This is a genomic window from Bryobacter aggregatus MPL3, assembly GCF_000702445.1.
In the GTDB taxonomy this organism is placed as follows: domain Bacteria; phylum Acidobacteriota; class Terriglobia; order Bryobacterales; family Bryobacteraceae; genus Bryobacter; species Bryobacter aggregatus.
The window spans coordinates 1,103,733-1,127,869 of record NZ_JNIF01000003.1; the positions used below are offsets into that span (position 1 = coordinate 1,103,733).

A 24,137-nucleotide genomic window follows, 5' to 3' on the forward strand; every position below is an offset into this window, starting at 1 on the left:
AGGCTTGTGAGAACGGCGTCCTCGTGTTTACTGGTGCTGCGTTTCCAGGATCTCTTGGAATCAGTTCTCGTAAAGAGAGACGACTTTGTCGAGTGAGTAGTGATCAACGATGCGTTGGCGCGCCGCCTGGCCGAGCCCGTTGCACAAATCCACTGAAGCGAGTAGCCTTTGGAGCGCGGCCGCAATCGCGCTGATCTCCGCAGTAGGCACCAGGAGGCCGTTCTCCTCATTGAGAATGAGCTGTCTATTTGCAGGAATGTCGCTCACCACAGAAGGCAATCCAGAAGCCATGCCTTCGGCCAGAGCACAAGAAAATCCCTCACTCGGGGAGGTGAGGGCAAAGAAATCCGCCGCGCGACACCAGAGAGCAACCTCAGCAACTGGCCTCAAGCCGGCAAAGATAATCTGCTGCTGTGGAATGCCGAGTGAGTTTGCTTGCGTAGTGAGAGCGGTGCGCTGGGGGCCATCGCCACAAAGAACCAGCAGAGCCTGGGGCATTTGACGCCAGACGACGGCGAACGATTCAAGCAACCACGGAAGGCCTTTTTCGGGAGATAGCCGGCCAACATAGAGCACAATGCGAGCATCCACGGGCAAGCTCAACTGTTGGCGCAACTGGTTCTTCTCTGCTCCATCCGCAGCCGGATGGAACTGGTTGGTATCGGTTGGGTTCGGCATCCCAAAGAGCTGCTCTTGAAGAAAGCCGTCAGAGATCACCTCATCGACCATCCCCTGATTCAGGACCATCAGCCGGGAGGCCCAGCGGTTGAGCCAATCCAGTTCAAAACGTCCAGCCCGGCTCCCTCTCATCAAGGGAATCACACCACTGGCCCCAAACTTCATGATGATTGGCTTACCGAGCAAGCGAGCCACAGGCAAGCCAGCGGCCAAATGGAGGCCCTGCATCAGGAAGTAGACAATCTGGTAGTTTTTCCGTTCCCGCCAGAGGGACCAAGCAACACGCAAGGCAAAGGTTATGTCCTTCATTCTCCCGCGGCTGCCGGGTGAGAATGCGGGTTGGAACACCAGCAGGATCAATCCAGTCGCGCAGTTCCGGCATAGGGAGTCCTCCCGCACACAGCACCTGTACCTTGTGGCCCCGCCGCATCATGCCAGCGCTAACGCGCTGGGCTTCTACTTCACTGCCGCCGATGTGCGGAGGATAAGTGTCAGAGATCAGGAGGAAGGAAAGCGGTTTCATGCGCGAACCGGAGGCATCGAGAGAGCAAGTCCTTCGATCTCGGAGCCATCATGCAAACGCTCGATTAAGTGCCAGCCTTGAGGACGAAGCTCAAAGATACTGGTGTGATTGATGAAGTTGTCTTCCGTTGTGCGTCCGACGATCCAGATTCCCCCTGGAACCAGACTCGCTTGCTTCAGAAGTTCCTCTGAGAAGTACGAGCGGTTCAGGATGTTCATCGTCCGGATGACCTGGCAAGGCTTTTCAGCTCGATCAAAAATCGATTGAGACCGGAACGAGAGAGTGTTGCTCGACTGCGCCAACGCGAAAGCGGGCACTTCTGTACTTGCATGCAACCCGGGCTCTGACGATGGCCCCCTTGTATCGTGTCGAGACTTGACCTTTAAAAAACCGTGTACAGCGCGAGCAATGTGCCCCTGCTCGAGGGCAAGACATTGCTGGTTTGGCGCTGGCAACTATTGGGAGGAACCACAGGTTGGAGTTACGAAGACGTCTGGTGCGATGAGGCATGGCTCAAAGTCCAGGAAGCAGTTCCGCCCTTTGGTTGCGTCCAGTCTCTAGATACCGTTTGAGGGCTCCCATAGAATGGAGCAGATGCCGCTTGCAAAGGTGGTTGGCTATCAGAAAGACGCAGAGGACGAGTGGGTGGCAGTGCTGGCCTGCGGCCATACGCGGCACCTCCGCCATCGCCCCCCGTGGGAGCTCCGCCCATGGGTTTTGACGGAAGAAGGCCGCGCGGCTTTTCTGGGTACAGACCTCAATTGCACGAAGTGCGAAGACAGTCCATCACCACTTACGATCCCGCCGACACCGGTGTGAGGGGGCGGGTGCGACCGGTTTCGAGCAGTGTCTTGAGATTCGAAAGGACCTTGGGCCAGCCGTTCGAAATCCCGCCCAGCATCTTGGGGTCGCCCTGCAGGTCTTCGTGCGTGACGGTCAGGCGAACCGTCCCATCGCTCTGCGCTGCAATGTCGAAGCTGACACGCGAATGTTTGGAATCGTCATCGGCCTCCTGCGGCCTCGCCCATGTGATCACCAAACGATGCGGAGGATTGCTCTCGAGGACCTTGCCGGTGATGTGAACCGTGCGCCCCTCGTCGAGGAGTTGGTGCTCCCAGGAAGAACCGGGCTTCCAATCCGATACATTCACATGCGCAGGACCATAGTCATTCGGACCCGTCCAATACTGGCTTGCCACATCCGTATCGACCAATGCTTGCCACACCTTCTCCGGCGTTGTCGTGATGTAGGTTACGTACACAAAGTCAGGTTTAGTCATTGTCATCCCCTTCCAATTTCTGTTTGAGATTGCGCAGCGCATCGAGGCGGCTGCGCTCGAACTTTCCAATCCAGCGCTTATGAATCTCGTGCAGAGGCACCGGATTCAAGTAGTGGAGTTTCTCCCGGCCTTGGCGCAACATCGAGACGAGGTTTGCATCTTCGAGCTGTTGCAAGTGCTGGGTTACACCTTGGCGAGTCATGTCCATGTGTTCACACAGTGAGGTGAGAGTCTGGCCATTCTCCTGATGCAGCAGGTCCAGCAAGCGCCTGCGGTTCGGGTCCGCAAGTGCTTTGAAGACTTTGTCCATATCGAGAGAATGTGTGGCCAATCGATCACTCCGTACCAGGATTCCCGAGGCGAGGGCCAGGAAGGGTTCCCAGCGTCCCGCACGCTCAAGCCCTTCATTGTCGGTGCTTTAGTTCCAGTTGTCGATCTTGACGTCGTTCGGGTCAGGAGTTCCTTGGCCGGTTTCCAGCAGGGATTTTAGGCTCATCAGAAAGATGGCCCACTTGGTGCTGCAATGGTGCATGAACTCCACCGGTTCCTTCCAACCCTGGTGATAAAACAGGATGATGGCGTAGTCGCCCTCTTGTTTGAGCTCCCAACGGACCGTTGTGCCAATCCATTCCGCAGGGCCGTCCACCACTTCCCACAGCACAGACTTGGCGGGTTGAAGCTCTAAAACTTTCATGTCAAAGCCGCCGCGTCCTTGTAGAAAGCGAAACCGGAGCGCGCTGCCAATCTGACTTTCGCCTGTCGTGTCCTGCGTCCACCAGGCAGCCAGGCCGTCGCGAGTACTGAGCGCCTCATAGACTTGATCGAGCGACGCTTTGATGCCGATTCTATGTAGAATGTCCACCATTTTCAAACTCTCCTTGCTGACAATAATAGGCAAGCATTTACTTGCATGTCAAGACAGAGTGCACGCCCTGCATGCGGCGCAGGGGCGCAAAAAAATAGTGGGAATTGGATTGCTGCAGGGGAGGCGGCGCCATCCCAGGTGGTCCAAGGATGAGAGAAACGGTCACGCCACTCAGTGGCCAGGCGCGAAGCTAGTCCACAAAACCACGCCAGGTGTTGCCTTTTTCGTCGCGGAGTACGATTCCGTTCCCAGAGTCGGAGATGCCGGAAACATGATTCCCGTCCTCGTCACGGAAGCGGAAACGCACCATCGTCTCGTAAACTTCCGCGATTCCTCGCCACTCCCGTCCATGTTCGTCTCGCAGACGGATGAAATCTCCGTCGCCAAAGCCATGTAGAACCTGGTTGCCGCTGCCCTGGAAGCGGTAATATCCGGACGGCACGGAACTGCCACGTCGCCGACGATTGTGTAACATCTGTGCGCCAGCTATCGACTGGAGCGGCGCAGAACTTTAGTGGCTGACGCGGTCCGCAAACCCGACATACTGCACCTCTTCCTCCAATTGGAGGTCAAAGGCCGCCAGCACCCGGGCCTTGAGTTCATCGATCAACTCACAGACTTCGGCAGCCGTCCCCGATCCGGTGTTGTAGATCAGATTCGCGTGGTAGCTGGCCACCTCAATGCCGCCGCGCTTCATACCCTTGGAACTGACCTGTTCCAAAAACCAGGCCGAAGGAACTTTTCCTGCCCGCATGACGCCTTGGGGGACACTGTTCAGCGCCTTCTCAGGCAAGCCGGCGACCAGTAAGTTTTTGAAGATGCTCCCAGCACACTTCATCGTCGGCGGAAACTTCTCGTTGCGGGTCGCCAGGATTTCGGCTGCGGTCTGCCGGATCTCGAGACGATCGCCCTCCACCAATCGAAGCTGCGCATCGAGCAGAATCCAGTCTTTGTGCGATTTGAAGCCACTGGTGCGGTAGGCAAAGCGGCAATCCGGATTCGACACTTCGCGGACGGAGAGGCCATCGAAAACGCGCACGTTCTCGACAAAATCCATGATCGTCTGGCCGTAAGCGCCGGCGTTGCCGTAGATCGCACCGCCCAGCCAGCCCGGAATCCCGGTCATCCGCTCCATACCCGTCAGGCCCAAATCACTATGAAAATCAACGACGTCCTGCCAGACGGCGCCGGTCTCGGCTGTCGTGATGCCGCCTTTGCGCGCAATCCGCTTGCCCACAAAACGCAGCACCGCTCCGTCAAAGCCGGCATCGGAGACGATCAAATTGGAACCACCGCCCAAGGTGAGGAGAGGCAGCTTCTGTTCTCGCAATGTGTTCACCACGTGCGGCAACGCGGCCGCATCTTGCACGTCCACCAGGTATGCGGCCGGTCCGCCGAGTCCAAATCGGGTGAACCCGCTCATTGCCACGTTTTCCCGAACTATGACATTCGGCCCAAATCCTTGCATCATTGATTAGTATGCCCCGCAGCACTGTCGGCTTCCCTGGTTTCCCGAAAGAAGCCTTGCAATTCTTCCAGGGCCTTGAGAAAAACAATAATCGCGAGTGGTTTGAAAAGAAGAAGCCGGTCTATGAGGAGAAGGTGAAGGCTCCGATGATCGAGTTGGTGGCCGCCCTCAATCAGGAGTTACTGGCCTTTGCACCGGAACATATTGTCGAGCCGAAGAAAGCCATTTTGCGGATCTACCGCGACATTCGCTTCTCAAAAGACAAGACGCCCTACAAAACCAATATTGCAGCCGACTTCCATCGCCACAATCTGGGCAAGGGGGAAGGCGCGAGTTTCTATATTCACCTGACCACAAAGGAGTTCATGATTGCGGCGGGTGTCTACAATCCGCTCCCGGAGCACTTGAAACTCTATCGGGCTTGGATCGCAGACCATCATGCGGAGTTCCGGAAGATCGTCGAGAACCAAAAGCTGAAGAACCTGATGGGCGAGTTGCAAGGGGAAGTGATGAAGCGCACCCCGAAAGGCTATCTGCCCGGACATCCGGCAGAGGATTTGCTGAAGCGGAAGATGTATATCTTCTGGACTTCCCTCCCCCCGGAACTCGCAGAAACCTCAGCACTACTCGGAGAAATCTCCAAACGGATGAAGGCCCTGACGCCTTTCATCGAATTCCTCAACCGTCCTCTGCTCCAAAATCGCAAACCCATCCACTTCAACATGCCAAAATAGAGGCTATGTCCTCTGCTGTCGCTGCGCTTCCGACGCCTGAACAGGTTGCTAAATACGAGCCTGTGATTGGTCTGGAGGTGCACGTTCAACTTGCCACCAACACCAAGATCTTCTGTGGTTGCCCCACGAGCTTTGGAGACGAGCCGAATTCCAACACTTGTCCCGTCTGCCTCGGGCTCCCCGGCGCACTGCCTGTTTTGAGCCGCGAAGCCGTCGAGCTTGGTGTGCAAGGATCCCTCGCCCTCCACTGTGAGATCAACCCGTCTTCGGTGTTTGCACGAAAGAACTACTTTTACCCCGACCTCCCCAAGGGCTATCAGATTTCGCAGTATGACAAGCCACTGGCCGAGCACGGCTGGCTCGATATCAATGTCGAAGGCGTCACCAAGCGCATTGGCGTCACCCGCGTCCATATGGAAGATGACGCCGGCAAGAGTTCGCATGATGGCTTCCGCGACTCCGAACAGTACAGCTATGTCGACCTCAATCGCGCCGGTACCCCGCTCTGTGAAATTGTGAGCGAACCCGATATGCGCAGTTCCGACGAAGCCTACGCCTATCTCACCGAAGTGAAGCAGTCCATGCAATTCACCGGAGTTTCGCAGTGCGATATGGAAAAGGGCCAGCTCCGCTGCGACGCAAACGTAAGTGTCCGGCTGAAGGGCACAGAGAAGTTTGGCACCAAGGTCGAGATCAAAAATCTCAACAGCTTCCGCCATGTGAAGATGGGCATCGAATATGAGATTCTCCGTCAGATCGGCCTGATCGAAGCTGGAGACCGGGTGCGCCAACAGAGTCGCCTGTTCAACACCGAAACCGGCGAAACGATGCTCATGCGCGACAAAGAAGTTGCGGAAGAGTATCGCTACTTCCCCGAGCCGGATCTGTTGCCGCTCGTCGTACCGGAAGACTGGAAGGCCGAATTGAAGGCCCGCATGCCAGAGTTGCCGAGTGAGCGCCGCGCGCGTTTTGTCCATGAGTATGGTCTGCGCGAATACGATGCCCAGGTCCTGACTCTCACACGTGCGATGGCCGACTACTATGAACGTGCCGCCAAGGCCTCGCCCGATCCGAAGCTCGCCGCCAACTGGGTGATGGGCGAACTGGTGGGTCTGCTCAATGCAGAAGGCAAAGACATCGAATCTTCTCCAATCTCGCCGGAAAACATTGGCGAACTCGTTGGACTGATCCAGAGTGGCGAACTCTCGGGCAAGCTGGCGAAGGAGATCTTTCCCAAGATGTTCGCTGAGGGCCTGTCGCCCAAGGCGATCATGGAGCGCGACGGCCTCAAGCAGATCTCCGATACCGGCGCCCTCGACAAGATCATTGACGAGGTTCTGGCCAACAATCCGAAACAAGTGGAACAGTACAAGGGCGGCAAGACAGCGGTCATTGGGTTCCTCGTCGGTCAAGTGATGAAGGCATCCAAAGGCCAGGCGAACCCCGGCGTCTGCAACGAACTGCTGAAAGCTAAGCTCGACTCGTGATCCGTATTCTCCTCCTTCTCGCATCGGCGCTCACACTCGGCGCACAAACCGACGTGATGCCGATGCGTTTCGCCAACCTGCCAGCCTGTCCGGCAGCGCAAGCAACAGACAGCACCCTGCTCCTGCGGCTGAAGGACCCAAGTGGCCTGGGCATCGAGATCTGGTGCGCCAAGGAAGCAGCCAGCTTCAATTACCAATACCGGCTCACCAGTGCGGACGGCAAATCGAAGTATCTCGATCGCTGCCAGCTTCTCGACGGCCTGAGTTCCGCTTCGGTGGATCATACCGGCCCCATCGCCGAGTCCAAGTTGGAGAGCGGCGGCCAGTTTCTTCGCACTCCAGGCCGGCTGATCCGTTTTTTCCACAACAACTGGGACAGCCAGGCTGGACACCACAGCGTTTACAACTTTGCCAGCCAACAACTGACGGTATATGACACGATGGCCCTCCAGAATGGCATTGGCCGCTGGATTCGCGTGCTCACAGGAGCGCGGAGTTATCCGCTCTCGGCGATTCCCCAGGCGGAGAACCTCGCAGCACTCGGTAAAATTCTGCCGGAGCGCCGCTTTGAGGCGAATCACGTCAACTGCATCACTGCGCCTACAGAGGAAGACTTCAGCATCCACGAGGAAGAAGTCGCGGCGTTCATCGAGCCAGGCAAAGCCGGACGCCTCACCGTCGCCTGGCCGCAAGCCTCCGCGATCGAAAAGATTGAATTTGATGCCGCTCGCCGCCAGCTCCGCATCAAATTTCCACCCACCGCACGCAAGACCGTGGTCAGCCTTGCCTTCCCGCGCACGATGCTCGGCCTGGGCAAGGAACTGGCCCATGTGAAGCTCGACGGCCGTTTTATCGATTCGGATGAGACCACCACCGCCACCCACAAGGTGATCCGTTTCGCGTTGGAAGAACCGGGCCGCGAGGCGACGATGGTGGAATCAGGCGGTTTCCCATTCTTTCTGGTGAGTGGCATCTCCCTGGTGGGAGCCATCCTCATCGGCGGAGTGATCGGACTGCTGTTCCGGCGGCAACTGCCCGCCGTACCGCAAGAGATTGACCCGCGCGACCGCGAAGCAGTCGATTAAGGGATTCTTCCTAGCGCTGCTCCCCTTAGATTTGCGATGCTCTACAGGTGGTCTCCCTCTCCCAGTCGAAGCGGCTCAAGCTCGGCGTCATTACATCAGAGTTCTTCGATCCAGCCTTCGGTGGCATGGGAGGGTTTGGATGGGCAGCACGCCAGCTTGCACTGACCTTTCAACGGAACCGCGAGTTCGGTGTCGACCTCACCTTTGTTGCCACGGAAAATTTTGAAGATGGAGCCCGGACCGAAGCGGAATCTCATGGAGCCCGCGTGCTGCTCCGCGCCCACAACCGCCTTGACAACTTCCGGAAGATGCAGCGCGAGCACTTTGATTTACTGCTGACAGTGGACTATACGCTGGCACATAGCGTGTACCTGCGCTCCCTGCCGCGGACACCGGCGATTGTCTGGACCCGAGACCCCAGGACGCCGCAGGATGCCAAGAAAATTTACACCTGCCGCATTCCTGGCCAAGCAACAGAAGAAGAACCCCAGGGCTTGTTTTGTTATGACGCAAGTTCCATGCGCCAGATTGTCAGGGAAGCATGGTTCTTCCGGCGAAAACTTCTGGTGGCGACTCCGGCGCCTTCCTTGATCGCAAAGCTCCAATCCGCTTACGGAGAGGAACCGCGCAACTGCTACTTCCTGCCCAATCCCATCGAACTGCATCCCGTACAAGTCGTGAAGAGTGCCAAACCCAATGTGGTCTTCCTCGGCCGTCTCGATCCGATCAAGCGCCCCTGGCTCTTTGTCGAACTCGCCCGTCGCTTTCCAGAAGTCGAGTTCTTGTTTCTGGGGCAACCTCACTTTCATGGCAACGGCGGCTATGCGCCGGTCGATCTTCCCGCCAATGTACGCACACTCGGCCATGTCGGCGAGGCGGAGAAACTGAAGCTGCTCACCGCAGCCTGGGCCGCGGTAAATTGCTCCATCCACGAAGGGCTTGCCGTTAGCTTCCTCGAGGCTTTCGCCTGCGAGACGGTGTTGCTCAGCGGCCAGGACCCGGACTTGCTCACCTCACGCTTCGGCCACTATTACGGTCACTTTGACGGCAATGGCATGGCTGGCCTCGATGCAATGGAAACAGGGTTGCGCCAGCTTCTTGCGAATGAAGAACGCCGCCGTCATTTGGGCCGCGCTGCGCGCCAGTGGGTGAATCAGCATCACAGCGAGAAAAACTTTCTCAACAGATTTGCACGTCTCTGCAGTTTGGCGGGCGTCCGATGATCTCTTCTCCCCGCGTCAGCATCATTACTCCTACCAGAAATCGCCGGAACCTCCTGATCGAGACCTTGGCCTCCGTTCGCGACCAGACCCTCACCGACTGGGAGTACATCGTAGTTGATGACAATTCCTCGGACGGTACAGCGGAGTATCTCGAGACCCTGAGTCATCCCCAGATCGTGACCCAGCGTCTGGAGAAGCACGGGGAACGCAGTGCAGCGCGCAACCTGGGCCTGTCACTGGCGCGCGCGCCCTATGTGATGTTCCTCGACGACGATGACCTGCTCCGCCGCGATGCGCTCGCAGTTCTCACGCAAGAATTGGATGCGGACGCCACGATTGTTGCCGCCGTCGGTTCGCGCCGCTACCTCGAAAAGAATCGCGATTCAACGCTCCACTTTCAGATCTCCCGTCCGCAAACCCTCCTCGAAGCCTGGAAGGATTTGCTCTTTCACTGGACGCCCAACTCCGGACAGAATCTCTATCGTACCGACGCCGTGCGTGCCGTCGGCGGCTACAATCCACGCCATGTTTCTTGCGAGGATCGTGGGATGTGGCTCCAGATTGCCAGGCTGGGTCCTGTCCGTGTGCTGCCGCAGGTGGTGCTCGAGTATCGCCAGCACGACGGGCAATCAAAACCAAAGAACATCGACCAGATTCGCGAACGGGTGATCGCCGAATTCATCGAAACACTCCCGCCCTCGCAGCGCCAGGTTGCACGAGACCTGAGAGCCGCAGCCGCGCTGTTTGAACAGCAGCAGCTCGCAGCCTTGTTGCAGGCAGTGCTCCGGTCGCCCCATACGGTTCGCTCGCCCATCTCCCGTCGTCCGGTCTGGTGGCAGCTCCGGTCCCTGCTCTTCCGGAGCGGGGGCCGATGAGAATCGCCTACTTCGTCGGCCCTTACCCGGTCTACTCGGAGACCTTCGTTCTGCATCAATTGGAAGTCCTGCTCACGGCCGGGCATGAAGTTCGTCTGTTTGCAGAGACGCAGGCCGCGGAAGTCCACGGTGCGCCGCCGACCTGGCCGTGGCGGCTCGAAGAAATGCCCGCCCGTCCGCTTCCCCGCCTGCTCGGGCTGCTGCGGGCCGTGCTCCAAGGTGAAATGTCCTGGCCGCTGCTCCGCTCGCTCAATCCCTTTCGCTTTGGGCTCGACGCCTTATCCTTGCGGCTGCCCTGGAGTGTCTGGAAAGCCGGCGCCAATGCGCCCTTCGATATTCTCTACGCCCACTTCGGCGCTCATGGACGGAAGGCGGCACTGCTCAAGCAGGCTGGTGCGATCGAAGGAAAGCTCGTTACCGTGCTGCATGGCGATGACATCAGCGGCTACCCCCGCCGCTTTCGAGGCCAGATCTATGAGCCGCTCTTTGCTACGGGCGATTTGTTTTTACCGATCAGCGACTACGGCCGGCAAAAGCTCGAAGTGATGGGTTGCCCACCCGATCGCATGCAAGTGCTGCGGATGGGTGTGAACCCCAACCATTTCGTTCCCCTTCACCAAGAACACTCGATCCTGAGAATTCTTACAGTGGCCCGCTTCGTTCCCTATAAAGGGCTTGCCACCGCGATCACCGCATTGGCCAAACTCAGCATCCCGTTTGAGTACCGCCTCATTGGCGATGGGCCAATGCGGGAAGAGTTGATCTGTTTGGCGCAAAAACTCCGCGTGGAGCATCAGGTGAAGTTTTGTGGCATCCAATCGTCGCAGGCCGTGCTCCAGGAGTTGCAGCAGGCAGACCTCTTTCTATTACCTTCCGAAACACAAGGGAATGGAGACGAAGAGGGAATCCCTGTAGCGTTGATGGAGGCCATGGCGTGTGAGATTCCTGTGGTCTCTACCTTCCATAGTGGGATTCCTGAATTGATCGAGAACGGCAAAGAGGGCATTCTGGTGCCAGAACGTGATCTCGCTGCCCTGGTTGCAGCCTTGACCCAATTGGGCGCCGACCCGGAACTCCGCCGGCAGATGGGCCAAGCAGGCCGGCGGCGCATCCTCCAGCAGTACAATTCGGCCGAACTGGATCAGCAACTTCTGTGTACGTTGAAAGGTCTTGCCTAGACTGTGACGCGTCCTTTCGTTTCCATTCTCATCCCAACACACAACCGCCACAACTCGCTCAAACGTTGCATCGCCGCCTGCCAGCGCTTGGAGTACCCCAAGGAATGCGTCGAAATTCTTGTCATCGATGACGGCTCCAGTCCTCCGGTCCCGGCCTATGACGGAGTCCAGCTCCTCCGGCAAGAACAAAACGGCCCTGCTTCGGCGCGGAATGCGGCCCTCGGGAAAGCTAAAGGCGAATTTGTCGTCTTTACGGATGATGATTGCGAGCCGGAACCCCAATGGCTCATGGAACTGGTGAAGGCCCACCGCCACAATCCCAGCGCGATGGTCGGGGGGCGAACCGTCAATGGGCTCCCGGAGAATGTCTTTTCGAGTGCGAGCCAATGCCTGGTCGATTATGTCTATGCGTTTTTCGAGCAGCACGAGCAAAGCCTCCGATTCTTTACCAGCAACAACTTTGGCGGCGCGGCCTTGGAACTCGGGCGGCTCGATGGCTTTGATACGTCTTTTCCGCTTCCTGCCGCGGAAGACCGGGACTTGAGCGAGCGCTGGAGTCAACTCGTGTTTGCGCCAGCGGCTGTCGTCACGCACTACCACCACCTCAATCTCAGCGGATTTTGCAACCAACACTTCCGCTATGGACGCGGAGCCTATACGCTCTTCCGCCGCCGTGAGAAGCGGGGCACAAATCGCAGACTGCTCAAAAATCAGTTCTACCCTGGCCTCTTCCAGGCACCCTTTCGCAATTCCGCCGTCCAATCTCCTTGGACGGTATTGGCGCTCCTGCTGCTTTCGCAGACGGCGAACGTGTTGGGCTTTGTCTACGAGTCGTTCCAAACACAGCAAAGCTGAGTCCCTATAATAGTGAGATTCATGGCATCCGCCGGGCTGCCGATACCGTCTATAGAGTCAGACCTGGGAAGTGAATGAAGAATTTATCGTTATTGGCAATCGCTGCTCTCACTGTGTCCACGCTCTTTGGCCAAGCGCCAAAAGCTGGAAAAGTCGATATTTTCCCGATGGATCAGCTCAAGCCCGGCATGAAAGCTACGGCCTGGACTGTCTTTGAAGGGACGCAGGCTGAGCCTGTCGACATCGAGATTATCGGCCTTTGGAAAAACGCCTGGGGCCCCAAACAAGACATTATCCTCGCGAAGATGTTCGGAAAAGCACTTCGCACCGGTGTTGCTGGCGGCATGTCCGGCTCGCCTGTCTATATCGACGGCAAGCTGGTGGGTGCCGTCAGCTTGCGCATCAGCGTCTTCTCCCCCGATGCGATCTGTGGGATTACCCCGATCGATCTGATGCTAGAGATCAATCAATTCGATTCGTCGAAACCGCCCGATTCAAAAACGCCGCAGTCCGTTGCGGGCAATCGCAGCATCGCAGTACCAGACCACGTCTTATCGGGTGCAATGATGACGCCGATCGAGACCCCTCTCACCTTTTCTGGCTTTGAAGAAGCCACGCTCCGCTATTTCGGCCCGGCCATGCAACAGATGGGCTTGCGCCCGGTGATGGGCGGCGCGGCGGGCGCGAACTATGAAGTGAAACCGGCAAACGATTGGAAAACATCCCTCGCCCCCGGGGAGCCGATTGTCGGCGTTCTCGTCTCGGGCGACATGAATATCTCGGGCCTCGGTACGGTAACTTACAACGACGGCAAGAAAGTACTCGGCTTCGGGCATCCGTTTTTCAATATGGGGCCAGTCGACATGCCGATGGCCAAGGGGGACATCCTGACGGTTCTCAGTTCCACCTTCCAGCCGAATAAGGTGGGCAATGCCACCGAGATCGTTGGAGCGCTGCGGCAGGATCGCCATTCCGGGATCCAAGGCTTACTCGGCGAGCAGGCGGATACGATTCCGGTGACGCTGAAGGTGCGCAACCTGAATGCAAACGGCACGGCCGAGACCGTCAAAGATTTCCGTTTCAATGTTTTCGTCAATCAGAAGTGGACGCCCTTCCTGATGACGATGACTCTGTTCAACTCCATCTCGGGACTCAATGAATTTGCCGATGAAACCAGTTACCGGATCAGCGGCAAAGTGGATCTCGATGGCCTGCCTTCGCTGAATCTGGCGAACATGGCCGCGATTACGGATGGACCGCTTCCTCCTGCCGTCGCCTTAGCCACCTGGTGGGGCGACAAATTCTCACGCCTCTATGGCAACAGCCTGGTGAACCCGAAGCTGAAGGCCGTCAACGCGACGGTGGACCTGATCCCCGAGCGCCGCATCGCCAATATCGAGAGTGCCTGGATGGATAAGACCGACGTCGAACCAGGTGAGGATGTCGGAGTGAAGATCTTCCTCCAGCCTTATCGTGGTGGCCGATTGATCCGCGATGTCAAGCTGCACATCCCGACGAATCTTTCCAAGGGCGAACACAAATTGGTCTTGGTGGACGGGGACACCCTCAACCGCCTGCCCACGATGGCCGGCATGGCGAATCGTTTTCTCGAATTGCCCCAGGCGGTGAAGCTGATCAATCAGGAGCGGACGAACAACCAGCTCTTCCTGGTGATCACCAGTCCGAAGACCACCGTCTATTTGGACGACAAGAATCTCACCAGCTTGCCGGGCTCGGTGATGAATGTATTACAGGCGGGTCGTGCGACGACCAAGCCGATGCTGGCCGCGATGGAATCGTATACGGAGGCGGCCACCATCCCCTTCGATTATGTCGTTGGTGGGCAGTATGTCCTGCGCTTCAACGTCCGCTAAAGGATCTCTTTTTCCAATGTTTCAGTCTGTCTCTGTCTTTCTATGCCTCGCCGTCTGCGGGCTCGCGGTAGATACCCGTTACTGGTCGCAAGACGCCCAGTCGGATTTTGAGAAAGGCAATCTCAAAAAAATAGCCTTGCGCAGCGATGGCCGGCTCTCGCTTTCGCCTGCCGTCAAAGAGTTGGCAGATCTGTCGATTCCCTATCTCTGGGCCGTCACGACGACGGCAAATGGTACGGTTTATACCGCGGGCGGCCCTTCGAGCGATCAGAGCGCTATTTATGAGGTGACACGCGCCGGGCAGTCCAAGAAGTTCGCCGAGATCGAAGGCATGAATATCTTCGCGCTGGCGGTCGATCGTGGAGGGCGCCTGTTTGCCGCCACCTCACCCGATGGGCGCATCTACCGGATTTCTGCCGTAGGCAAGGCCGAGTTGTTCTACGATCCGAAGTCGAAGTACATCTGGTCGCTCGCCTTCCTGCCGAACGGCGACCTGCTCGCTGCGACCGGAGATAGGGGCGAACTGCATCGCATCACGCCCGCCGGCGTTGGCAAGGTTTGGATGAAGTTGGACGAAGACCACATCCGCTCTCTCGCCGTCGATGCGAAAGGCACGGTGTATGTCGGAACGGAACCTGGCGGGTTGATCGTGCGTGTCGACGACCAAGGCAATGGCTTCGTTGTGTACCAATCAGCCAAACGGGAAGTGACGAGCCTCGCCACCTCTCCGAATGGGAATCTCTATGCGTCCATCATCGGCATGAAAACCACCGGAGCTTCACTGCTCACGCCAACGCTGCCGGTAACCGCCGCTCCTGCGCCCGCACCGAATGCACAAAGCCAGGGCGCAGCCCGGCCAGCCGCCCCCGCCACGCCGCCGCTTCCGGCCTCCGTCCCCGGCGGCAGCGAGGTGATCCAGATCGATCCGGGCGGCGCCCCACTCAAGGTGTGGAGCCACAGTAGCGACATTGTCTACAGTCTGGCCGTGGACAACAATCAGAAATTGATCATCGGCACTGGGAATAAGGGCAATCTGTATCGTGTCGACTCGCCGTCAGAATCGACTCTGCTCAGCAGCTTCTCCCCAACCCAGATCACCGGCTTTGCGAAGGATGGCAAGCGGCTGCTCGCGGTGACCGGCAATGTCGGAAAGCTCTTGGAGATCGCAAGTACGCTCGACAGCGAAGGCAGCTATGAAAGCGACATCTTCGATGCCGGCAGCTTTTCGCAGTGGGGCCGGATGCACACCAAGGAAATCACGAATGGCGGCAGCATCCGTTATGAAACCCGCAGCGGCAATCTCGACCGACCGACGCAGTTGTGGAGCCCATGGGTGGCGCTCAAAGAAGGCAGAATTGTCTCGCCTGCCGCGCGCTTTCTGCAATGGCGCGCGACCTTCGCCGGAACAGACCCATCGCTGAGCCAGGTGGATATCGCCTATCTCCCGAAGAACATCGCCCCGAGGATCGACGCCGTGGAAGCCACTCCGGCCAACTATCGTTTCCCCGCCCCGTCGGTTCCCATCGTGCCCGCAACCGTCACCCTCACCCTGCCTGCGATTGGCCGGAACTCTACCTCGACGTCTTCCGCGCCTCCCGACGGATCGACCTCCCCTGCGCTCACCTATGCCCGTGGGATGATCGGCGCCCGCTGGGTGGCCATCGACGAGAACAACGATACGCTCGAGTTCAACCTGGAGATCAAGGGTGAGAAGGAACAGAACTGGAAGCCGCTCAAGGACAAGTTGCGCGATCGCTACTACAGCTTTGATTCCACCGCCTTTGCCGACGGCTTGTACCGGGTGCGCGTGACCGCTACCGACGCCCCCTCCAATCCAATCAACGAAGCGCTCACCGCCACCAGCATCAGCGCGCCGTTCCTGATCGACAACACGGCGCCGGTCATCCGTGAGTTGGCCGCAACCGCGTCGGGTAACCGCGTAACCTTACGATTCAAAGCCAGTGACGCTTCGAGCGTGCTGGCGAAGGCAGAAGTGTCGCTCAATGGCGGAGCCTGGACGCCAATTGAACCCACGGTTCGCCTCATTGATTCCAAGGACCTCGAGTTCCAGGTGCCGCTCGAGCGGCCTGCGCCCGGGGAGCTCACCATCGCGGTGCGTGTAACCGATGAGTTCGACAATCAGAGCGTCGAGAAGGTGAGCGTTCGCTAGCCGCGCAGCTTTTGTTCGGCGGCAGCAATGTCAGCGGGACGTCCGACATCCATCCAGGTGCCTTCGAGGGCGAAGAGCCCCAAGTTGCGGCCCGCCTCGATCATCTGGGTGACGGCGGAGGTCAGCTCATACTCGCCACGCTCGCTGAGCGGCACCCGAGCGAGTTCGTCGAAAATCAGCGGCGCAAAGAGGTAGATGCCGGCGCTATTCCAGTTGGTGGTGGAGCTGCCGATGGGCGGCTTCTCGACAATGCGTTCGATGCGGCCTGCGGCATCGGTGTAGATGGCTGCACCCTGATAGGGGTCTGGGACAAAGCGCGCGGCAAGAACGCCGTCGGCGCCTTGGTAGCGCTGCCACATGCCACGGTAGTGATCCGATTCGGCGAGGATGTCACCGAAGGTGAGCAGGAAGGGCTCGCCGCCCACCCAATCGCGGGCCAGCAGCGTGGCGCGGGCCGTGCCGTTCGCAATCTCTTGCCTCACGAATCGAACCGGGATGCCGTGGGAGGAAGCGGTGGCCTCCAACTGGTCGGCCAGGTAGCCGGTGACGAGCAGGACTTCTTCGACGCCTGCCGCCTGCATGCGATCAAGGATGTGCAGCAGCATCGGCCTTCCGTTCAGCGGGATCAGAGGTTTGGGGAGTTCCCGTGTCAGTTCGCCCATCCGTGTGCCCCGCCCAGCAGCTAGAATCACCGCCTTCTTTGTCGTCAGCCTCATAAGGCTATCGTCTCGCAAGGTGAAGTGTCATGGGGTTACTCTCTCAAAACAACATTGCACCGGCAATAAAGGATTCCCTTGAAAGAAACTCACAGTATTGGCAAATCTATTCAAGAAAATCCCTGCTTTATGAATTCCTGCATGCAGAAAAATTCAAACCAAATTACCATTGACATCAAGAATAAGACGCGGGAGTGTTGCTTATGCAGAAACGCACAGTCCTGAAATTGTACAATTGGTGGCGATACACTGTCGTACTCCTCACTCTGTTCAGTGCGGCAACAGTCAATGCGGCAGCACCACGTATCCTCCTCCGAGATGTTGTCGCCATCCCTTCTGGGACAAACGGTATGACGAGGATTGCGTTCACCTTACGACCCGACGCCGATGGCAGAAACGTCGCGCAATTCAAACTGCAAACGGTCACACTCAACGGGGTAAATGCGCAAACAACCCGGCTCCCCCTCTATCAAGGGAAGCTGGACGCAAATGGCGAGATCCCGCTCGCCTTCGACTTCCCCACGAGCAACATAGGGACGTCTGCCAACGGCACTCTCAACGTCACTGGAAGCTACTCTTACGAAGCAGTTCCAAGAACGATTGCGCTCACTCACGCTGTTACGCTCCCCACAGCAACGAATTTGGGAACCATTATCGCGAGATTCTATTTGCCAGAAACGACCGCACCAAATGGACGGCGGCTCCTCGGTGCGAGTGAAGACGCTACGATTCGACTCAATGGAATCTCAGTCGGCGTAAGCAACGCCGGCATCAGCACGCTGAGCCTTGCGCCCGCGAGGTATCAGCTGGACGCAGTTTTGCCTTCTCAAGCTAGAGTCCTTCTCCAAGAACAAGCCATTGATGTCGTAGCCGGACAAACAACAACTTTGGATATTCTGCTGAATGACGAAGGAGAAACTACGGAACAAACGACATTAGAATCACCCGAATGTCCAGACGGAATTCTCTCAGCGGACTTCAGTTCCTTCCAACTGAAGTTTGCTTTAAACGGCGCTGTCGCAAAGCTTGAATCCTTCTCTGAGGTAACGCTTAGAGCTCCAGGTAACTTTTCCGACCTGACCGATCTGTTCCAACTGGACGCGGACGGGACCATCCGCGCCAGCAATCTCGCGGTCCTGCGCAATGCCCTTACGGCTCAAGCTGGAAAGCTGCAACTCCATGTGTCGGCTCAGGACTTGGATGGCTTCAGCCATGCAGATACTCTTTCGTTTTCTCTGGGAAGCTATACGATCAAAGGTCGGCTCCAACCGCCACCTTCGGCGCCTACGCTACCCGTGGCAGGTCTGACCATATCGCTCTGGACTCTCGAAGAACATCTTGGCTTGGTAACAACAAGCCAAGCGGATGGCAGCTTCGAGTTCGCAACCAAAGTCCCGAGGCTTCCGATCCTCATCCGAGCAGAGACGATGCAAGGTGGGAAGTATTACTACGCGACTGCTACCCTCCTTATGTCGGGTGACCGGGATATCGCCCTCCCCCTCCTAGGAGCAATAGATCAGCTCAATGGAGTCCCCAGTTATCATCTCCTGAACGAGACGCTTCCTCGCCGCGCAGACACGATCATGCACCTACCAAGAGCGGCTCAACAAGCAGCACTCCAGAGGATCACTCCAAGAAACGTCGAGGGTGTCAGCCAGAGCACATTTGCAATGGCCTCATTTGAGGATATTGCACAAGTCGGCACCGCAACCTTGACAATACCCCAAGGTACAAGCCGGCTTTCCCTTCGTTATATTATTGGCTCAGGAAACTATCCATTCTGCCCAGGATGCGACCCGACCTATAGAATTGAACGATCTCCATTCAACGATCTCTGGTCAGTATCCCTGCTTATCGGTGCTTCAGGTAAACAATTATTCGCGACAAGCAATGCCGTCAAAGCGCAACTCCGTGTCAATCCAGGATGGCAACCGGATGGGTCTACAGTTGAACTTCACGAGGACTTCGATGTTTCTACGCTCACAGCATCCAGAGCCATCACGGCCTATCTCGTCGTGAGCATAACCAGTAGTGATGGTCCGAGCGACCCTCTCAATCCAGACCGAGAGTTTAGCGACGTGAGTAGCGCGGCCACCATATCCGGCGAAATTTCAACCTCTCCGCCGCAAGCTCTCGAGATCCGCGGAATAAGGAGACAATCACTCGAAGAAGATAACATCAAGACTTTACCGATTAATGACTCTTCTTACTACAGCATGCCCAGACCTGGCAGCACGAACACATTCCATCGAAAGTTTGTGCTCGACATCAAAAAGCCTGAGTCAGTAACATTAACACGTCTCAAAACATTCCTGGAATCGCAACCAGGCGCAAACTAACTAACGACAATATTTAATGAGGCGGTCGGTTCTACCGTTTGGTCCTACAATCCAACAACAAGCAAGATAACCGCAACGGTGACATTTCAGCTGGCTGGGGTAGCGGGGATGTCGAGCACCCCACCACCCACAGACAGTATCAGGTACCGGTTCGAACTATTGGGCGACGGCGCCGAGACACAAACTTAGTATCTTTAAAACAGCATCCGTTGTGGCGCATGCCGGATGTGATGGCAAATCGTCGCTTCGGTGGTAAACCAGACCCTGGCGGTGATGACTGGTGCTCCCTTTCTACATATAACTGGATCGTCGCCAATGAACATTTGATTACAAAAATCAATGACATCAGTGGCGAACACGGAAGATACATCGGCCATCAGACGCACACGAAAGGGACCGATATCGATATTTACCACTTCTTCGCATTCTCGCAAGGACTCTCTGGCACTCAGAATTACCACGCTCTCCAGGCTGCGGTCACATCGGGTCTTATGGGTGACAGCAGCGCGAGAGATAGGGTGATCAGTTGGGTGGGAGCGATGCGCACTGGACTCGCTAACCTGGCAGCGCTCAGTTCCGTAGATCAACTGTTTACGACCATCGGCAGCCGAGTGGGGAATTTGCCAATTGGATGGGCCAGAACACTCTTACGCGAAGGAGTTCTCACGGTGAGTATCGCTGGAACCAACCATACCTTAGATCTCGACCTCGGCAGTTGGGCAGAAAGAGGCAACTTAAAGATAAGTTACAACTCCGTGCACGACGATCATATCCACATCACGCTTCTGTAAGTACTGCGGTGGACTGGGATATGCGGTATTCCTCGCCACCGCCCCCCCCCCAACAGCCCATATAATTGCCAGATGCCGTCACGCCTCCGCTGGTGGGTTCTCACGCTGTTGTTCCTCGGAACGACAGTCAACTACCTCGATCGAATGATCCTTGGGATTCTCTTGCCGGAGATCCGCAAGGACTTCGAGCTGAACGACCTTACCTACGGATACGTGAGTTCCGCCTTCCAATTGGCCTATACGATTGGCTTTCTCGCCGCCGGCAAGTTCATCGATCAGGTCGGCACGCGCTATGGCTATTCGGTTTCGATTCTCTGGTGGAGTCTCGCCGCAGCAGCGCACAGCCTGATGAGCAGCGCCTTCAGTTTCGGCGCTGTGCGTGTCCTGCTCGGCGTGGGCGAAGCCGGAAACTTTCCCGCCGCGATCAAAAGCGTCACCGAATGGTTCCCCAAGAAGGACCGCGCCTTTGCCACCGGGCTCTTTAACTCCGGCGCCACCCTGGCAGCCGTCGTGGGCCCAGCCATCTTTCTCTTCCTCACCACCCGTTATGGCTGGAGAGCTTGCTTCCTGATTACAGGCATCAGTGGGCTGGTGGTATTGGCGCTCTGGATGATGGTGCGCCAGCAGCCTCCCCCGCAGGAGGACGACGATCCGGTGACGCCAGCTCTCACCTGGAGAGAGGTGGCCGGATTCCGGGAGACCTGGGGCTTCTCGCTTGCGAAATTCTTCTCGGACCCCGTCTGGTGGTTCTATCTGTACTGGCTGCCGCCCTATTTCTACAGCGTGCGTCACTTCGACATGAAAGAGGTCTCCTGGGCCTTCCCGGCGATTTATGCCACAGCAGGCTTAGGGAGTGTCGCGGGCGGCTGGCTCTCCGGCTATCTGATGCGGCTCGGCTGGAGCGTGGCCAAGGCGCGCAAGACCGCTTTGGGCCTGTCGGCTGCGTGTATGCCGATCGCCGCCACCGCAGTACTCTTCGACAATCCCATCATTGCCATCGCCCTGATGAGTCTCGCCACCGCCGCCCATCAGGCGTGGTCGGCGAATCTGTATACGACCATCTCCGATGTCTTCCCGAAGAGCGCCGTAGCCTCGGCCACCGGCATTGGAGCCAGCGCCGGAGGGCTGGGCGGGGTGATTTTCTCCACCTTGCTGCCCGGATACATCGTGACCTATTTCGGCTACACGCCCCTGTTTTTCATCATGGGCGTCTTCCACCTGATCGGTCTGTTTTTCCTGAATCGACTGATGGGCGACCTCAAGCCGATCAAGACCTAGCGCTGAGCTTTCCCATCCGAGAGACAATGGAGAGAGCGAACCCGTTTTTCTCCCGATGCCTCCATCCGTACGTGACTATTTCCACTCCCGAGGCATCCTCAGCAAGATCCATCCGAACTTCGAGTTCCGCGAAGGGCAACTGGAAATGGCCCAGGCCGTGGCTGAGGCCCTTGAGGAACACCGTCACCTGATTGTCGAAGCCGGTACCGGCACCGGCAAGACGATGGCCTATCTGATTCCGGCGATTTTGAGCAATAAGCGGGTGGTCGTCTCTACCGGAACAAAGAATCTGCAGGAGCAGCTCTACTTCAAAGACATTCCGCTCCTCGAGAAGATCTTCCAGCGACCGCTCAAAGTCACCTATATGAAGGGCCGGGCGAATTACCTGTGCCGCCAGAAGGTGACCGAGGCGACGGTTTCTGAATCCGCTTGGCTCGAAGGCATGCACGAGGTCTCAGACTTTCGCACGATTCGCGACTGGATGCCGCACACCGAGATGGGCGACCGCAGCGAGTTGCGCACTCTGCCCGAGCACTCCAGCGTTTGGGCGAAGGTCGATGCGCGGAGCGACAAATGCACCGGCCAGAAGTGCGTCCACTTCGACGATTGCTTCATCACCGCGATGATGCGCCGCGCCGTGGACTCCGACATCATCATCGTCAATCACCACCTCTTCTTTGCCGACCTGGCCGTGAAGCAGGAAGATTTCGGGGGCATCATCCCGAAGTATGATTCGGTGATCTTTGACGAGGCGCACGAGATCGAAGATGTCGTCGGACAGTACTTCGGCATGACCGTATCCAATCTGCAGGTGCAGGATCTGGTGCGTGACATCACCGATCTGGCGCGCCGCAAAGAGTTTCTCACCACTTCGTTTGAAGGGCTGCTGCGCAAGGCGGTGGAAAGTACGGAGCGCTTCTTCCTGCTGTTTGGACAGGTGGAGGGCCGCTCGAGCTTTCGCGAACACAAGGCGTTTCTCGAGCAGTTCCGCGAAGAATACGCGGGCGCCATCATGGGCCTCGGGGTGCTGGCGACGCAGTTACAACTGGTGGAGGGAGCGGTCGACGAGGTGATCCCGCTGCATCGCCGCGCCAAGGCGATCGAGGAAGCTCTCCAGTTCTTCCTCGAAGGCGAGGATACGCGTTTTGTCTTCTGGACCGAGAAGCGCGGCCGCGGCATTCATTTGCAGGCGACCCCGATCGATGTCTCGGCAATTCTCGAAGAGAAGCTGTTCGAACAAATTCCTTCGGCGATTCTGACCTCGGCCACGCTCGCGGTGGGCGGGGATTTTGAGTTTCTGAAAAACCGCTTAGGCATTCCGCATTCACGAACCCTGGTTGTCGATAGTCCTTTCGACTTCCAGAAGCAGGCGCTGCTCTACATTCCCCAGCATCTTCCGGACCCGCGGAGTGCGAGCTATGGGACCCTCGCCGCCAAAGAGATTGTGAAGTTGCTGAACCTGAGCGAAGGCCGGGCCTTTTGCCTCTTCACCAGCTATTCGCAAATGAAAGCGACGCACGAACGGGTGGCGATGGAGATCCCCTATCCGATTCTGCTGCAGGGCAGCAAACCGCGGCATGTGCTGCTCGACGAGTTTCGCAAGACGCCCAACGCAGTCCTATTCGCAACCAGTTCCTTCTGGCAGGGAGTGGATGTGCAGGGCGATCAGTTGTCGTGCGTCATCATCGACAAGCTGCCCTTTGCGGTGCCGACAGACCCGGTTGTCGAGGCGCGCTCGAACCAGATCAAGCAGGCGGGCGGACAGCCGTTCTACGAGTATCAGATTCCGCAGGCCGCAATCGCCCTGAAGCAGGGCTTTGGACGGCTGATTCGCGCCAAAAGTGACCGCGGCGTACTGGCCTTACTCGACACCCGAATCACCGCGACCAAATACGGCCAGGTCTTCTTCGATTCCCTGCCCGACTATGGCTTTACAACCGATATTTCGGAGATAGAGAGATTTTTCCAGTGTACGAAGTGATTGTGGAGCAGCAGTTTTCAGCTGCACATTTCCTGAAGGATTACCCCGGCAAATGCGCAAGCGTTCACGGGCATAACTACAAGGTGCAGATCACCCTCGAGGGCGAGACGCTGAACGAACTGGGAATGTTGACGGAATTTGAATTGATCAAGAAGGCGCTGGCGCCCTGGATCGACAAGTTCGATCACGCCCTGTTGAACGAGGTGGCGCCCTTCGACCAGATCAATCCGACTGCGGAGAATCTGGCAAAGTTCTTTTCCGACGAGGTCGAAAATGCACTGAGGCAGTCGATGGCGACTGCCTCAGCACGAGTTTCGTATGTCCGGGTGTTTGAGACCGAGAAATGCTCGGCGGCTTACCGACCGAAGTAGGTTGCGTTTTCCTGGGCGAATTCCGACCACTTCTCTGGCAGATCATCGAGAGCAAAAATCGCCGAAACGGGGCAAACCGGAACGCAAGCACCACAATCGATGCATTCTACGGGATCGATGTAGAGCATCTTTTCACCTTCGAACTTTTCGGCGTCCTTTTTGGGGTGGATGCAATCTACGGGGCAGGCGTCAACGCATGCCGTGTCTTTCGTCCCAATGCAAGGTTCTGCAATTACGTAAGCCATGTCTTTACCAGATTAGCATGAGGAAAAGCGAACTGTTTAGAGGTCTGACAGCAGCTTTGCGTTTCAACCCATCCGCTTGAAACGATTGAAGTTGCTGTCAGAAGCGGGGCCGGTCAATTCCT

The 24,137-nt window shown here is 57.3% G+C and carries 24 protein-coding genes; 15 read left to right on the forward strand and 9 right to left on the reverse strand.

The features are described 5' to 3' along the window. Positions 1-60: 60 nt before the first annotated feature. Positions 61-987 carry a glycosyltransferase gene (locus tag M017_RS0105445; protein WP_031496403.1) on the reverse strand — a complete coding sequence of 309 codons (927 nt, stop codon included), beginning with the start codon at positions 985-987 and terminating at the stop codon, positions 61-63. 210 nt (positions 988-1,197) lie between these two features. Then, positions 1,198-1,518, reverse strand: a complete 321-nt coding sequence (locus M017_RS0105450; protein ID WP_155121258.1) for a hypothetical protein — start codon at positions 1,516-1,518, stop codon at positions 1,198-1,200. Between the two features lie 277 nt (positions 1,519-1,795). Here M017_RS0105450 and M017_RS30625 point away from each other — a divergent pair, with 277 nt between their 5' ends. Then, positions 1,796-2,020: a DUF3565 domain-containing protein gene (locus tag M017_RS30625; protein WP_202901619.1), complete on the forward strand. Its 225-nt coding sequence runs from the start codon at positions 1,796-1,798 to the stop codon at positions 2,018-2,020. On the opposite strand, the gene M017_RS30135 is transcribed toward M017_RS30625, so the two are convergent. The 5 genes from M017_RS30135 to murB form a co-directional block, all read right to left on the reverse strand. Beyond that, positions 1,995-2,480 (reverse strand): SRPBCC family protein, encoded by a 486-nt coding sequence (locus M017_RS30135; RefSeq protein ID WP_031496408.1) that lies wholly within the window; start codon positions 2,478-2,480, stop codon positions 1,995-1,997. The genes M017_RS30625 and M017_RS30135 overlap by 26 nt on opposite strands. Beyond that, positions 2,473-2,790, reverse strand: coding sequence for an ArsR/SmtB family transcription factor (locus M017_RS30140; RefSeq protein ID WP_031496409.1), 318 nt, complete (start codon positions 2,788-2,790; stop codon positions 2,473-2,475). The genes M017_RS30135 and M017_RS30140 overlap by 8 nt, the downstream gene beginning before the upstream one ends. Before the next feature lie 108 nt (positions 2,791-2,898). Continuing rightward, complete coding sequence (locus M017_RS0105470; RefSeq protein WP_031496410.1) at positions 2,899-3,345, reverse strand: SRPBCC family protein; 447 nt, start codon at positions 3,343-3,345, stop codon at positions 2,899-2,901. Between the two features lie 190 nt (positions 3,346-3,535). Further along, positions 3,536-3,820, reverse strand: coding sequence for a hypothetical protein (locus tag M017_RS0105475; RefSeq protein WP_035957684.1), 285 nt, complete (start codon positions 3,818-3,820; stop codon positions 3,536-3,538). 36 nt (positions 3,821-3,856) lie between these two features. Further along, positions 3,857-4,768, reverse strand: coding sequence for a UDP-N-acetylmuramate dehydrogenase (gene murB / locus M017_RS0105480; RefSeq protein WP_238325820.1), 912 nt, complete (start codon positions 4,766-4,768; stop codon positions 3,857-3,859). A gap of 56 nt (positions 4,769-4,824) precedes the next feature. Here murB and M017_RS26325 point away from each other — a divergent pair, with 56 nt between their 5' ends. From M017_RS26325 to M017_RS0105525, 9 genes are all read left to right on the forward strand, one after another. Continuing rightward, on the forward strand, positions 4,825-5,547 hold the full coding sequence (locus tag M017_RS26325) for a DUF2461 domain-containing protein (protein WP_051669535.1): 723 nt from the start codon (positions 4,825-4,827) through the stop codon (positions 5,545-5,547). Between the two features lie 5 nt (positions 5,548-5,552). Beyond that, the gene (gatB, locus tag M017_RS0105490; RefSeq protein ID WP_031496417.1) at positions 5,553-7,034 is read left to right on the forward strand and encodes an Asp-tRNA(Asn)/Glu-tRNA(Gln) amidotransferase subunit GatB; all 1,482 of its coding nucleotides are present in this window, start codon (positions 5,553-5,555) and stop codon (positions 7,032-7,034) included. Continuing rightward, entirely contained in the window at positions 7,031-8,119 is a 1,089-nt protein-coding gene (locus M017_RS0105495; RefSeq protein ID WP_031496418.1) for a hypothetical protein, read from the forward strand. Before gatB ends, M017_RS0105495 begins: the two co-directional genes overlap by 4 nt. 47 nt (positions 8,120-8,166) lie before the next feature. After that, entirely contained in the window at positions 8,167-9,342 is a 1,176-nt protein-coding gene (locus M017_RS0105500; protein WP_080507521.1) for a glycosyltransferase family 4 protein, read from the forward strand. Then, positions 9,339-10,217 carry a glycosyltransferase family 2 protein gene (locus M017_RS27420; RefSeq protein WP_031496422.1) on the forward strand — a complete coding sequence of 293 codons (879 nt, stop codon included), beginning with the start codon at positions 9,339-9,341 and terminating at the stop codon, positions 10,215-10,217. Before M017_RS0105500 ends, M017_RS27420 begins: the two co-directional genes overlap by 4 nt. Next, a complete protein-coding gene (locus M017_RS0105510) occupies positions 10,214-11,395 on the forward strand; it encodes a glycosyltransferase (protein ID WP_051669536.1) in 1,182 nt (393 codons plus the stop codon). Before M017_RS27420 ends, M017_RS0105510 begins: the two co-directional genes overlap by 4 nt. A 3-nt stretch (positions 11,396-11,398) precedes the next feature. Beyond that, on the forward strand, positions 11,399-12,250 hold the full coding sequence (locus tag M017_RS0105515) for a glycosyltransferase family 2 protein (protein ID WP_031496426.1): 852 nt from the start codon (positions 11,399-11,401) through the stop codon (positions 12,248-12,250). A 74-nt stretch (positions 12,251-12,324) separates the two neighbouring features. Next, the gene (locus M017_RS0105520) at positions 12,325-14,124 is read left to right on the forward strand and encodes a SpoIVB peptidase S55 domain-containing protein (RefSeq protein ID WP_080507522.1); all 1,800 of its coding nucleotides are present in this window, start codon (positions 12,325-12,327) and stop codon (positions 14,122-14,124) included. A 16-nt stretch (positions 14,125-14,140) separates the two neighbouring features. Then, positions 14,141-16,294: a hypothetical protein gene (locus M017_RS0105525; RefSeq protein ID WP_031496429.1), complete on the forward strand. Its 2,154-nt coding sequence runs from the start codon at positions 14,141-14,143 to the stop codon at positions 16,292-16,294. Here M017_RS0105525 and M017_RS0105530 read toward each other — a convergent pair. After that, positions 16,291-17,010, reverse strand: a complete 720-nt coding sequence (locus tag M017_RS0105530) for a nucleotidyltransferase family protein (protein ID WP_031496430.1) — start codon at positions 17,008-17,010, stop codon at positions 16,291-16,293. The genes M017_RS0105525 and M017_RS0105530 overlap by 4 nt on opposite strands. 203 nt (positions 17,011-17,213) lie before the next feature. Between M017_RS0105530 and M017_RS0105535 the strand changes: the two genes are divergently transcribed. The 5 genes from M017_RS0105535 to queD all read left to right on the forward strand — a co-directional run bounded on the left by M017_RS0105535 (position 17,214) and on the right by queD (position 23,770). Then, positions 17,214-19,349, forward strand: a complete 2,136-nt coding sequence (locus M017_RS0105535) for a hypothetical protein (protein WP_031496431.1) — start codon at positions 17,214-17,216, stop codon at positions 19,347-19,349. 230 nt (positions 19,350-19,579) lie between these two features. Further along, a complete protein-coding gene (locus M017_RS0105540) occupies positions 19,580-20,140 on the forward strand; it encodes a hypothetical protein (protein WP_155121259.1) in 561 nt (186 codons plus the stop codon). 72 nt (positions 20,141-20,212) lie between these two features. Beyond that, entirely contained in the window at positions 20,213-21,418 is a 1,206-nt protein-coding gene (locus M017_RS0105545) for an MFS transporter (protein WP_031496434.1), read from the forward strand. 55 nt (positions 21,419-21,473) lie between these two features. Further along, on the forward strand, positions 21,474-23,399 hold the full coding sequence (locus M017_RS0105550; RefSeq protein ID WP_035957686.1) for a DNA repair helicase YoaA: 1,926 nt from the start codon (positions 21,474-21,476) through the stop codon (positions 23,397-23,399). Beyond that, positions 23,387-23,770, forward strand: coding sequence for a 6-carboxytetrahydropterin synthase QueD (gene queD, locus M017_RS0105555; protein ID WP_031496437.1), 384 nt, complete (start codon positions 23,387-23,389; stop codon positions 23,768-23,770). The genes M017_RS0105550 and queD overlap by 13 nt, the downstream gene beginning before the upstream one ends. Here the strand turns inward: queD and M017_RS28545 are convergent. Continuing rightward, a complete protein-coding gene (locus tag M017_RS28545) occupies positions 23,755-24,015 on the reverse strand; it encodes a 4Fe-4S dicluster domain-containing protein (protein ID WP_080507523.1) in 261 nt (86 codons plus the stop codon). The genes queD and M017_RS28545 overlap by 16 nt on opposite strands. Between the last annotated feature and the right edge of the window lie 122 nt (positions 24,016-24,137).

Excerpts from the sequence above, each read along its gene's own strand:
- M017_RS0105510 (WP_051669536.1), top strand. The coding sequence starts at position 10,214 with ATGAGAATCGCCTACTTCGTCGGCCCTTACCCGGTCTACTCGGAGACC.
- M017_RS0105475 (WP_035957684.1), bottom strand. The coding sequence starts at position 3,820 with ATGTTACACAATCGTCGGCGACGTGGCAGTTCCGTGCCGTCCGGATAT.
- murB (WP_238325820.1), bottom strand. The coding sequence starts at position 4,768 with ATGAGCGGGTTCACCCGATTTGGACTCGGCGGACCGGCCGCATACCTG.
- M017_RS0105520 (WP_080507522.1), top strand. The coding sequence starts at position 12,325 with ATGAAGAATTTATCGTTATTGGCAATCGCTGCTCTCACTGTGTCCACG.
- M017_RS30135 (WP_031496408.1), bottom strand. The coding sequence starts at position 2,480 with ATGACTAAACCTGACTTTGTGTACGTAACCTACATCACGACAACGCCG.
- M017_RS0105545 (WP_031496434.1), top strand. The coding sequence starts at position 20,213 with ATGCCGTCACGCCTCCGCTGGTGGGTTCTCACGCTGTTGTTCCTCGGA.
- M017_RS0105535 (WP_031496431.1), top strand. The coding sequence starts at position 17,214 with ATGCAGAAACGCACAGTCCTGAAATTGTACAATTGGTGGCGATACACT.
- M017_RS0105530 (WP_031496430.1), bottom strand. The coding sequence starts at position 17,010 with ATGAGGCTGACGACAAAGAAGGCGGTGATTCTAGCTGCTGGGCGGGGC.
- M017_RS0105445 (WP_031496403.1), bottom strand. The coding sequence starts at position 987 with ATGAAGGACATAACCTTTGCCTTGCGTGTTGCTTGGTCCCTCTGGCGG.
- M017_RS28545 (WP_080507523.1), bottom strand. The coding sequence starts at position 24,015 with ATGGCTTACGTAATTGCAGAACCTTGCATTGGGACGAAAGACACGGCA.
- M017_RS30140 (WP_031496409.1), bottom strand. The coding sequence starts at position 2,790 with ATGGACAAAGTCTTCAAAGCACTTGCGGACCCGAACCGCAGGCGCTTG.
- M017_RS26325 (WP_051669535.1), top strand. The coding sequence starts at position 4,825 with ATGCCCCGCAGCACTGTCGGCTTCCCTGGTTTCCCGAAAGAAGCCTTG.
- M017_RS30625 (WP_202901619.1), top strand. The coding sequence starts at position 1,796 with ATGCCGCTTGCAAAGGTGGTTGGCTATCAGAAAGACGCAGAGGACGAG.
- M017_RS0105525 (WP_031496429.1), top strand. The coding sequence starts at position 14,141 with ATGTTTCAGTCTGTCTCTGTCTTTCTATGCCTCGCCGTCTGCGGGCTC.
- M017_RS0105540 (WP_155121259.1), top strand. The coding sequence starts at position 19,580 with ATGGCAAATCGTCGCTTCGGTGGTAAACCAGACCCTGGCGGTGATGAC.
- gatB (WP_031496417.1), top strand. The coding sequence starts at position 5,553 with ATGTCCTCTGCTGTCGCTGCGCTTCCGACGCCTGAACAGGTTGCTAAA.
- M017_RS0105550 (WP_035957686.1), top strand. The coding sequence starts at position 21,474 with ATGCCTCCATCCGTACGTGACTATTTCCACTCCCGAGGCATCCTCAGC.
- M017_RS27420 (WP_031496422.1), top strand. The coding sequence starts at position 9,339 with ATGATCTCTTCTCCCCGCGTCAGCATCATTACTCCTACCAGAAATCGC.
- M017_RS0105470 (WP_031496410.1), bottom strand. The coding sequence starts at position 3,345 with ATGGTGGACATTCTACATAGAATCGGCATCAAAGCGTCGCTCGATCAA.